Origin of the sequence: Peptoniphilus sp. oral taxon 386 str. F0131, from assembly GCF_000090945.1 — a bacterium.
Classification (GTDB): domain Bacteria; phylum Bacillota; class Clostridia; order Tissierellales; family Peptoniphilaceae; genus Anaerosphaera; species Anaerosphaera mikwangii.
The window spans coordinates 64,566-74,885 of sequence record NZ_GL349422.1 but is presented as its reverse complement, the minus strand read 5'-3'; the positions used below and the strand labels follow the sequence as shown (position 1 = coordinate 74,885).

The following is a 10,320-nucleotide window of genomic DNA, read 5'->3' as shown; positions in this document are numbered from 1 at the left end:
CCTAAAAATGATAAAGAAATATACCGATATTGGGGAACTGACAGTACCAATGATGAATGAGTATATAGAAAAAGTTGTAGTCCGTGAAGCAAAAGGAGGAAGACAAGGCAAAGACCGAAAACAACAGGTTGATGTATATTTTAATTTTATAGGCAACTGTCAAGTGCCGCAAAAAGCCGATATAGAAAAAATGGCTTAAAAATGGTATAATAATACCAATTATTAAGAGAAAAATGACGAATTAAGGAGGTAGAAATGAACAAAATTACTTGTATTTGTTTAGGTGTTAAAGATATGGAAAGGTCAATCAAATTTTATAGAGATGGCTTAGGCTATAAGACTGATTGCAAAGAAAATAATCCATCGGTATGCTTTTTTGATACTCCGGGAACAAAGTTCGAACTATTTCCTTTGAAACAATTAGCGAAAGATATTGATGAAAATAATCCACCAAAAGGAAATGGATTTTCCGGAATTACATTAGCGTACAATGTTGAACATAAAGAAGATGTTGATAGTGTAATTGAATTAGTACGAAGTGCTGGCGGAAGAATTGTAAAAGAACCACAAAACACCTTTTGGGGTGGATATCACGCATATTTTTCTGATTTAGATGGATATTATTGGGAAGTTGCATGGGGTCCAAATTTTAAGTTTGACGAAAATGGACTATTGAAATTTTAGCAATTAAGGGAGATTGAAAAAATGGCTTCAAGTAAAGAATATTTAGATTTCATTTTAGAACAACTATCCGAGTTGGAAGAAATAACATATAGATCAATGATGGGCGAATATATTGTTTATTATCGCGGAAAAATTGTTGGTGGAATTTATGATGATAGGTTTTTAGTGAAGCCTGTTAAATCTGCAATAGCATATATGCCAAATGCAAAGTATGAGTTACCATATGATGGAGCAAAGGAAATGCTATTGGTAGATGATGTTGACAACAAAGAATTTTTAACCGGATTATTCAATTCAATGTATGATGAGTTACCTGCACCAAAACCAAAGAAAAAGAAATAATAAACTCCCAGTTTGTCAAGATGAAATAATTAAATAGAAACAATAACATAGCAACTTACGAAACAGTAAATCACAAAGGTTTACTGTTTTTTCTTTGTCTAAAAGTGGAAAGGAGGACATATGGAAGAAGAAAAAAGAGAAATAAAAGAACCGGCACATAAATAGTTAATTATGGATATTGGAAAGACAAAATATACTGTAAACCTACATTTTAAACAAGATACAGGAGAAACATACAAGGATAAAATACTAAAGTTAATCAAGAGAGAAACAGAGAAGATATAAATTTGTCAAAGAAATTTTATTTATGTCCTTGACAAATCTTCCCAAAAGGAATAATAGTAACAAATAAATCCCCACATCAAACAGCAGGGATTTATTTGTCTTTATAATACATTTTATATATTTTTTATAGATGTACATAATATTTTTACGATGGAATTTTCTAATTTTATATTTATTTTAATTAATCACTTCTTATCGCTTCAAGCGCCGATAATTTCATAGCACGTCTTGCCGGAAGATATCCCGAAATAACTCCGATGGCAGTTGAGAATAATAGAGCAATCAGTATAAGCCAAAATGGGATATATGAAATTTTAGGATCTACATTTGCAGAGCCTATTTCAGACATTATAAAACCTTCGGCTAATTTGTTAAACAGAGCGGATAGTAGAAGTGAAGATATTACTCCTAAAAATCCTCCGAATAATCCTATAAAACCTGCCTCTACTAAGAACAGCTTTTCAATATCTTTAATAGATGCGCCTATTACTTTCATTACTCCGATTTCTTTTGTTCGTTCATAAATTGACATTATCATTGTATTTGTAATACCTATTGCCGCAACTAAAAATGAAATTGCACCTATTGCACCGAAAACAGCTTGTATTATTACAATTTGTTGGTTGCCCTGTTTTAAAAATTCGGCATACATATTTGTCGCATTGTATCCCAAGTCTTTAATTTGTTTTTGAACCGCATCGACATTTTCCATATCGTCAACTTTTACTTTTATATTGGAGTATGCTTTGAGGGCGGAAGTTTTTCCATTTACAGTTTCAGATGCTTTTTTTAGTTTTTTAAAATATTCGATTGTCATGTATGTTGTATTGTAATTAGACCAGTCATTCGGATTTTCTTCAAGCACACCTACAACTTTAAGTTTTTCAACATATGATTTTCTTTCGAATCCATCTTCATCAAAATAGCTGCCGCCGGAATATTCGTTATTCGAATTTTGAACTTGGAATTGTTTAATTTCTATTCTTGATTTTAAAGCTTGTATTTTTCCTGTAGAATTGATGTACGGCCTTTTGTCATCTCTAAAATTTTCATTTGCACACCCGAAACTCATTACAACTCCGCCTGAATTGTCCTGTGAATTTAATAGTCTTCCTTCTCCTATTTTAAAGCCGAATTTCTCCATTGCATCGGCAGGAATTGCGACTATATCAACGCCGTTGTTTGAAAATCTTCCGCTTGTAAATACTGCACTTGCTTTGTACATAGGCATAATTGCAATTACGTGTGGGATTCTTTTTATTTCATTTATCGCCTGATCATTTAATGTTTTTTTCTTTTTTGAGGCTTCTTTTTCCTGTTCATCGGACCAGAACATATCAGTATGCAAATCAAGAGTCGTTAAGTCACCCATTGATTTATACATATCTGTATTTATTTTTTGAAATCCAAAACCGATAGAGAGCATTACAATTATAGATGTAGCTCCTATGACAACTCCGAGAACAGTTAGAGCAGTTCTTAATTTTCTGCTGTTTAAATTTTTAAGAGCCATCATTATCAAATCTTTTAATTTCATTATAATGTTAAATCCTCATCTTCTTGTTTTTTCTTATCTCTTCTTTTTTTAATCAGTACACCTGTACCGATAACAGCAGCAAGTAAAATTATTCCTCCTACTATTTTAGTTATTTTATTTTTACTTCCAACATTATTATTGATATCGTCCGGCATATTTTCATCAATCATCATTTTTTCTACAGTAAAGTCAAAATCTCTTGTTATAGTTTGAGTTGCACCTGTAGAATCTTCAAATGTGAAAGTAAGAGTAAGTTTTTTCTTTCCGTCAGTTTCCGGATTTACATTGACAGAAAATTGATCAGATGAACCCGGTTGGAAATTTCCCTTGTAATATGTCGGAGTATCAAATTTTACTCCATCTCCTGTAATTTTAATTAATACATTGTATAAAGTTGCCTTTCCTGTATTATAAAAATCAACTGAAAGGGGAGTCTCCATTCCTATGCTAAAGTCACCTTGTGCAATTATTTCTCCAACATCAAGTTTGGCTTGTTGCACCACAGGTACACCGATTTGTTCTGTTGCCGTATATTTATTTGCCTTTGAATCCTCATATTCAAAATTTGCAACTACAGTATAGGTTTTTGCGGCAGTATCGGGAACAGTTGTAAGAGTAATTTCTTTGTCAACCCGTTTTCCCGGATTTATATTGTCAATGTAGAAAGTATTTGAGCTTCCTACCGGGGTAAAAACAGATGCGGTTGAATTGGAAGAACCCTTAGAGTCTGATGAATTTCCGGTTGCCGATTCTTGAGTATCGGATGTTAAAAATATTTTTATATTTCTTACAGCTTTATTTGCATTTGTATTATAGAGCTTAAGATACATTTTAAACGGTTTGCCCGCTTCAATTATTTGCGGATCAAAAGAATATTCTTCTATTATTAACTTTGGAACTGGAGATTCATCTTTTGCATTAGGATCTTTTTCCTTAGGTGCCTTTACAAATACACCGACTATTTGTGAAGCTTCTTGTGAACTATCTGTTGATTCGTCTGAAAAAACAGCCTTAATTTCTACCGGATAATTTTTAGTTTCCGCTGACGGAGTAGAAATGAAGTCGAAGACAAAGTGAGCAGATTCGTTAGGTTTAAGTGACTTATGGTTTATTTGTGAAACCGACTTTGATGCAAGACCTGTTTGGTCTTGAGAATTTGCAGTCACTTTTATATTTTCTGCGACAAATTTTCCCGTATTAACTAAGTCAAATGAAATTTTGGCATCTTGATTTCTGCCTATTGCTCCTGTCGGGAAACTTACATTTTTAAACTCGAGTGATGAAGGAGTTATTTTTGATTTTAAAAGATCAATTGAGAATTTATATTTTCCTTCTATCGGAGAGGAAGTTTCCTTTTCTCCTGTAAATTTATAGTCTAAACCAAGCATATATGAACCTGCAGGAGTAGAGCGGGATGATTTTAAGTTAAAATATATAAATTGAGATTGTCCGGGATTTAATCTTGTTATATCCGCAGTTGAAAGTCCGTTTGCAAGAGTTATTTTTCCGCTTTCAAGTCCTTCAAGAGAAACCTTTATATTCTTTGCGACAGAATCTCCTGTATTTTTAACCTCAAACGGAACTTGGAACTCACGTCCCGCATCAACTGAGTTAAGCCACAAGGAGTCCACTTTAGAGATTTCAATTGCAGGATTTACAGCTTTTTCCGGAGCGACAACACGAACATAGATAGTTTCTTTTTGTTCCACATATTCATTAGTTTTTTCAATATAATATCTTAATTCAATTTTTATGGGTACTGTTTTAGTTGTAAAATCAGCATCTGTTCTTATTCTGAAATTACCTATGTTATCAGATGAGTTATTAAAATTATATCCGGCGCTCAATATATATCCATCGCCATCAATATAAGCTTTGTCCGGATTTTCTATAAATGCTTGGGCTGTAACTCTTTTTACAGGTATATTTGAATTGTTTTTTATATTAACTCCGACAACAACATATCCTCCCTCACCAACTTCTTTCGTCTGGTCGGCTATTACGGTTAATTTATTAGATACGCTTGTAGCATAAGTTTTTTCCGATACCGTGCCGATTAAAATTAATAATGCCATAAAGATGCTTAATATTCTTTTCATTTATTTTATTCCTCCATTTATGCTTTTGGTATTTTAGGTTGATTTTCTTTTATACTTACAATTTTTCCGTCACGCATATCGACAATTCTATCTGCATAGACAGATGTTTCAATATCATGCGTTACTATTATAAGTGTCTGATGATAATCTCTTGCCATTTGGCACATCAGATTCATTATTTCAAAAGAAGTTTTTGTGTCGAGGTTTCCTGTCGGCTCGTCGGCAAACATTATAGGCGGTTTATCTACAAATGCTCTTGCGATAGAAACACGCTGCTGCTGACCGCCGCTCATTTCACTTGGTTTATGATATAATCTGTCTCCAAGTCCCACTTTAGTCAGGATATCTTCCGATAGAGCATTTCTCTGTTTTATCGGAACGCCTTTGAAAATCATGCCGAGACTTACATTTTCAAGAGCATTGAGTGTAGAGATCAGATTATAAGATTGAAATACAAAGCCTACATTTAACTGTCTGAATTTTGTGATTTGGGTTTCGTTTAATTTTTCAAGATGAACACCGCCGACTATAATTTCTCCGCTTGTGGGTTTATCAAGACCTGCCATCATATTTAGCAGAGTCGATTTTCCGGAGCCGGAGGTACCTAATAGACAAAGTATTTCTTCTTTATATATGTCAAGGTCAATGCCATTTAATGCAAAAACTTTTTCATTTCCCATTTTATAAATGCGTTTTAAATTTTTTATACTTATTAGAGTTTCTATGATATCACACCCTCTATTGTAAATTAATTTCATTTACGATTATATCACAACCTTTTTAAGAAGTGTTATTTTTAATAAAAACTTAAAACTATCTTAAAATAAATTTTATTTTTATGGAAGATAGCACAAATATGTTGAAGAATTATATTATTTCGGATTAAAATATGTCGATATAATTAGAAAGTATATTCTAAAAAATGTAATACAGATGTGAAAAAAATAAAAATTAAAGGTTTATAAAACTTCAATTAAAAAACAAACTTTAAGATAAAGCAAAGATTTCATATTAGTGTAGTTAAGTGGTAGACAGATTATTTTTGATATGCTATATTGTTACAGAAATTTATTTATAGTTTGATTTTAATTGTGCGTCTTGATAATTAACATTTTTACAAGAATTGCGTCTTTTATTGATAATTAAAATCAAACTATATAAGCTGAATATGCAATAAATTTGAATTATTTATAGTGTGTACGAATAATAGGAATAGGTTGACATATTCAGTATATTTAAAAAGTAAGGAGATAGAGTATGTATAAATTACAAAAAAGTAAATTTCGTAAGACTTCAAATATTAGAACTTTAGTTGTTTCAACTTTTGTTGCGGCTTTTATAATGTTATTTATGGCAGGCGTTTTTGAGGTGGTAAGTCTATCGATATTTAAATCCGGAAATGGATATATTACGATAGGCAGTACAGTGGCAATGATTTTAAATGTTATTGTAAGCGCTTTTGTCATGTGTAAAATATCAAAAATAAAGTTTCAGGATTTAGGTTGGCATAGAGAAGGAGCAATAAAAGAAATTTTTCAAGGCGTAGTAATCGGATTAGCAGCTATAAGTTCGGTTGCACTTTTGATATTTATGCTTGGAGGTATCAAGTTTGAATATATATTTACTACAAAGTCGATTTCTCCTATGATTCTCGGTTTTATATTTTTTATGTTTCAGGGAACTTTTGAAGAGTTGGTAATGCGTTCTTATTTGATGCCGAATTTTGCAAATGTTATGGGAGATAAATGGTCAATTATTATAACCAGTATTTTATTCTCCGTTTTGCATTTTGCAAATCCCGGAATTACTGTTATTCCAATTATCAATCTTGTGTTATTTGGAATAGTATTTGCAGCTTTATATTATAAAACCGGAAGTCTTTGGGTTTGCGGAATAAGTCATGGAGTATGGAATTATACTATGGCTTATGTTTATGGAGCAGAGGTATCGGGAGCATTAATGGGCAGTGCTGTATTGCATTCAATTCCGCAGGCGGGTAAAGATTTTATATCCGGAGGAAAATTCGGATATGAGGGTGGAATAGTAACTACGATTGTAGGTATTATACTTATTATTCTCATATTTAAATTTTATAACGAAAAAGAAGTGTCGGCATAAGTATTGTAAGTTTATAGAATGTATTATTTTATAAAAAATAACATATAAGAGCTTAATTATGAATTATAAAAAAATAAATATTATATTGGATAATTTTATATATTGTTGTAATGGATATATAAAACATCATTGCAAATAAATATTTTGAAGTTCTATGTAGGGCGGTACGTCGAAGTGATGTTACCGCTTATTTCAATTTTGGAAAGATGAAATCGGCAATTAAAAAACAGTTGGGATTTTTCGGGATAGGATATTTGTATTTATTGTTGATTTAAATTATTTAGTGAAAGTTTAAATAGGAGTTAGGTACAAATATATTAAATTTTAATCAGTTTATTCTTAGAATAAATAGAGTTTATAAATAAATTATTTAAATTATTTGAAATGTATTGACAATTAGTCTTACATCTGATATTATATCAACGTTAAAATTAACCGCAGACAGTAGGGAGTTATACTTTAAAAATCCTACCGAGGTAAGTATCGATTTTTTAATATCGAATTTCTTAATCTCATCAGGTCTGCGATGAGATTTTTTTATATTCAGGGGGTGAAAGAGTGAAAGAAGAAAAGCTTCAAATGAAAACCCAAACAGTTGATGAAATTAAAGAAAAAATTGAGGCTGCAAAGAGTATAGTACTTGTAAACTATAGAGGTCTTAATGTTGAAGAGGTTACTGAACTAAGAACAAAGTACAGAGCTGCAAATGTAGATTATAAAGTTTATAAGAATACTATGATGAGACGTGCCTTTGAGGAACTTGGCTTTGACGGAGTTTTAGAGTTTTTAAAGGGACCGAGCGCTGTTGCATTTTCAATGGAAGATCCTGTTTCAGCAGCAAAAATTTCATCTGAGTTCGCTAAGGATCATGAAGAACTTGAAATCAAATCAGGTATAGTTGACGGCAAAGTAATTACAGTAAAAGAAATTGACGACCTTGCAAAGCTACCGCCAAAAGAAGTTTTAATAGCTCAAGTATTAGGTGGATTGAATGCTCCAATTCAAGGTTTAGTAAATGTTTTAAACGGAAATATCAGAGGTCTTGCAGTAGTGCTTCAAGCAATTGCAGACAAAAAATCAAACGAAGCTACAGCTTAGTAGCATAAAAGAAATTATCGGAGGTATATAAAATGTCAGAAAAAGTACAATCACTTATTGAAGAAATTAAAGGTTTAACAGTTTTAGAATTATCAGAAGTAGTTAAGGCTCTTGAAGAAGAATTTGGTGTATCAGCAGCAGCTCCAATGGCAGTTGCAGCAGCTCCGGCAGCAGGAGCAGCAGCTCCAGCAGCAGCTGAAGAAAAAACTGAATTTAACGTAGTTCTTAAAGATGCAGGAGCTGAAAAAGTTAAAGTTATCAAAGTAGTTAAGGATGCAACAGGACTTGGATTAAAAGAAGCTAAGGCTCTTGTAGATGGAGCTCCAAAAGCTGTTAAAGAAGGCGTAGCTAAAGAAGCAGCTGAAGAATTAAAGGCTCAATTAGAAGCAGCTGGCGCAGTTGTTGAAATTGCTTAATTAAATTTTGATTAAAACAGTCACTAAGGTGGCTGTTTTTTTATGCTTTACTTTCTAAATAATATGGTATAATATTTTTGTATATTATTTACGGAGGAATTCGATTGGAGAAAATAGTTGTAAAAAAAAGTCCCAAGTTAAGTGGGGTTGTTAGAGTAAGCGGTGCAAAAAATGCTGCACTTCCTATTTTGGCGGCTTCAATTCTTGGAACAGAAGATATTATTTTAGAAGACGTACCACAGCTTAAAGATGTTGAAATAATGATTGAAGTACTTAAATCATTAGGTTGTGTTGTAAATAAAGCAGGTAAAAATAAATTAGTTATAAATTCAAAAAATTTAAGTTCATATGTTACAAGTTATGAACTTATGAGTAAAATGAGAGCATCATTTTTAGTTATGGGACCTCTTCTTGGCAGAATGGGCAAAACTGTAAATTCACTTCCGGGTGGTTGCAATATAGGATCAAGACCTATTGATTTACATCTTAAAGGATTTGAGGCACTTGGAGCTGAAATTGAAAATAATGTCGGAGATATTACAGCTTCTGCTGAAAAGCTTATAGGATGTAGAGTTTATCTTGACTTTCCATCTGTCGGAGCAACAGAAAATATTATAACTGCCGCTGTTTTGGCTGAGGGAGAAACTGTAATTGAAAATGCTGCAATGGAACCTGAAATTGTAGATCTTGCAAACTTTTTAAGAAAGATGGGAGCTGCTGTTATGGGGGCAGGAACTTCTACGATAAGAATAAAAGGAGTAAAAGAGTTAAAGGGATGCTCACATCAAATTATTCCCGATAGAATTGAAGCTGGAACCTTTATGGTTGCGGCTGCAATTACAGGAGGAGATGTTATTGTAGATAATGTTATTTCATCTCATATGAAGCCTGTTATAGCTAAGCTGGAAGAATGCGGGGCAAAAATAATCGAAGAAGACGATAGGATAAGAGTTATAGGAGAGGATGCAATTATTCCGATTAACATAAAGACTCTTCCATATCCGGGATTCCCGACTGATATGCAAGCACAGTTTTTAGCTCTTATGACAAAATTAAAAGGTAATAACATTGCAATTGAAACTGTTTTTGAAAATAGATTTATGCACGCTGATGAACTTGTTAAAATGGGAGCGGATATTTCCGTAAACAACAGAGAGGCAATAGTTGTGGGCGGAAAGACTCTTTTTGGAGCAAAGGTTCGGGCAACTGATTTGCGTGCGGGCGCTGCACTTATTTTGGCAGGACTTGTTGCAGAGGGAGAAACTGAAATTTCTGATATATACCATATTGACAGAGGTTATGAAGATATTGAAGAAAAATTTAGAAATCTTGGTGCAATAATTGAAAGAATAGATGACTGAATTTAGATGACAGAGTTTATTGTAAGATATTTAGGATGAATATATTATTTATTTTGAGAGAAAGTGTTATGTAATTAGGAAGAAACTTTTATAAGGAATTTTCTAAATATATAATAACTTAATTGAGTAGTACTAAAAAGAGTGTGGTGTACACTCTTTTTTAATTTAACGTTTAATTTGATTTTAAAAATTTAGTTGTGTACGGTAAATGAAAAGCTCGTAGAGAGTAATAATGATAAAAATCTGAGGAGATAAATGATTTTATCAATCTACTATGAGAAGATATTTTTCGGTGTACTTAAACTTATGTTATGCTGAATAAAATGAAAACAAGATAAATTTATTAAAAAGTTCAATTTATTATGACCTTTGAAATGGTA

Annotated in this window: 11 protein-coding genes and 1 other annotated feature; of the genes, 8 read left to right on the top strand and 3 right to left on the bottom strand. The window is 32.2% G+C overall.

Features of this window, described 5'->3' with window-relative positions:
• The 4 genes from HMPREF0629_RS00440 to HMPREF0629_RS00425 form a co-directional block, all read left to right on the top strand.
• On the top strand, window positions 1-199 hold a 199-nt coding region (locus HMPREF0629_RS00440; protein ID WP_218015355.1), incomplete at its 5' end, for a DUF4368 domain-containing protein.
• Window positions 200-255: 56 nt separating this feature from the next.
• Complete coding sequence (locus HMPREF0629_RS00435; protein ID WP_009221404.1) at window positions 256-684, top strand: VOC family protein; 429 nt, start codon at window positions 256-258, stop codon at window positions 682-684.
• A 21-nt stretch (window positions 685-705) separates the two neighbouring features.
• Window positions 706-1,026, top strand: a complete 321-nt coding sequence (locus HMPREF0629_RS00430; RefSeq protein ID WP_009221403.1) for a TfoX/Sxy family protein — start codon at window positions 706-708, stop codon at window positions 1,024-1,026.
• Window positions 1,027-1,197: 171 nt separating this feature from the next.
• Window positions 1,198-1,311: a transposon-encoded TnpW family protein gene (locus HMPREF0629_RS00425; protein ID WP_081689748.1), complete on the top strand. Its 114-nt coding sequence runs from the start codon at window positions 1,198-1,200 to the stop codon at window positions 1,309-1,311.
• Window positions 1,312-1,492: 181 nt separating this feature from the next.
• On the opposite strand, the gene HMPREF0629_RS00420 is transcribed toward HMPREF0629_RS00425, so the two are convergent.
• The 3 genes from HMPREF0629_RS00420 to HMPREF0629_RS00410 are packed head-to-tail and all read right to left on the bottom strand — an operon-like array spanning window position 1,493 to window position 5,705.
• Entirely contained in the window at window positions 1,493-2,848 is a 1,356-nt protein-coding gene (locus tag HMPREF0629_RS00420; protein WP_009221402.1) for an ABC transporter permease, read from the bottom strand.
• Window positions 2,848-4,947 (bottom strand): COG1361 S-layer family protein, encoded by a 2,100-nt coding sequence (locus HMPREF0629_RS00415; RefSeq protein WP_009221401.1) that lies wholly within the window; start codon window positions 4,945-4,947, stop codon window positions 2,848-2,850. The genes HMPREF0629_RS00420 and HMPREF0629_RS00415 overlap by 1 nt, the downstream gene beginning before the upstream one ends.
• 17 nt (window positions 4,948-4,964) lie before the next feature.
• A complete protein-coding gene (locus HMPREF0629_RS00410; protein ID WP_009221400.1) occupies window positions 4,965-5,705 on the bottom strand; it encodes an ABC transporter ATP-binding protein in 741 nt (246 codons plus the stop codon).
• 499 nt (window positions 5,706-6,204) lie between these two features.
• Here HMPREF0629_RS00410 and HMPREF0629_RS00405 point away from each other — a divergent pair, with 499 nt between their 5' ends.
• The 4 genes from HMPREF0629_RS00405 to murA all read left to right on the top strand — a co-directional run bounded on the left by HMPREF0629_RS00405 (window position 6,205) and on the right by murA (window position 9,940).
• Window positions 6,205-7,065: a CPBP family intramembrane glutamic endopeptidase gene (locus HMPREF0629_RS00405; RefSeq protein ID WP_009221399.1), complete on the top strand. Its 861-nt coding sequence runs from the start codon at window positions 6,205-6,207 to the stop codon at window positions 7,063-7,065.
• Between the two features lie 417 nt (window positions 7,066-7,482).
• Window positions 7,483-7,612 (top strand) — a sequence feature (ribosomal protein L10 leader region).
• 11 nt (window positions 7,613-7,623) lie between these two features.
• The gene (gene rplJ / locus HMPREF0629_RS00400) at window positions 7,624-8,163 is read left to right on the top strand and encodes a 50S ribosomal protein L10 (RefSeq protein WP_009221398.1); all 540 of its coding nucleotides are present in this window, start codon (window positions 7,624-7,626) and stop codon (window positions 8,161-8,163) included.
• A 32-nt stretch (window positions 8,164-8,195) separates the two neighbouring features.
• A complete protein-coding gene (gene rplL, locus HMPREF0629_RS00395) occupies window positions 8,196-8,579 on the top strand; it encodes a 50S ribosomal protein L7/L12 (RefSeq protein ID WP_009221397.1) in 384 nt (127 codons plus the stop codon).
• 104 nt (window positions 8,580-8,683) lie between these two features.
• Entirely contained in the window at window positions 8,684-9,940 is a 1,257-nt protein-coding gene (murA, locus tag HMPREF0629_RS00390; protein ID WP_036730154.1) for a UDP-N-acetylglucosamine 1-carboxyvinyltransferase, read from the top strand.
• Window positions 9,941-10,320: the final 380 nt, after the last annotated feature.

Bases quoted from the DNA above. Each gene is read 5' to 3' on its own strand.
- HMPREF0629_RS00420 (WP_009221402.1), bottom strand. From the start codon at position 2,848: ATGAAATTAAAAGATTTGATAATGATGGCTCTTAAAAATTTAAACAGC.
- HMPREF0629_RS00425 (WP_081689748.1), top strand. From the start codon at position 1,198: ATGGATATTGGAAAGACAAAATATACTGTAAACCTACATTTTAAACAA.
- HMPREF0629_RS00430 (WP_009221403.1), top strand. From the start codon at position 706: ATGGCTTCAAGTAAAGAATATTTAGATTTCATTTTAGAACAACTATCC.
- HMPREF0629_RS00410 (WP_009221400.1), bottom strand. From the start codon at position 5,705: ATGAAATTAATTTACAATAGAGGGTGTGATATCATAGAAACTCTAATA.
- HMPREF0629_RS00415 (WP_009221401.1), bottom strand. From the start codon at position 4,947: ATGAAAAGAATATTAAGCATCTTTATGGCATTATTAATTTTAATCGGC.
- HMPREF0629_RS00435 (WP_009221404.1), top strand. From the start codon at position 256: ATGAACAAAATTACTTGTATTTGTTTAGGTGTTAAAGATATGGAAAGG.
- rplL (WP_009221397.1), top strand. From the start codon at position 8,196: ATGTCAGAAAAAGTACAATCACTTATTGAAGAAATTAAAGGTTTAACA.
- HMPREF0629_RS00405 (WP_009221399.1), top strand. From the start codon at position 6,205: ATGTATAAATTACAAAAAAGTAAATTTCGTAAGACTTCAAATATTAGA.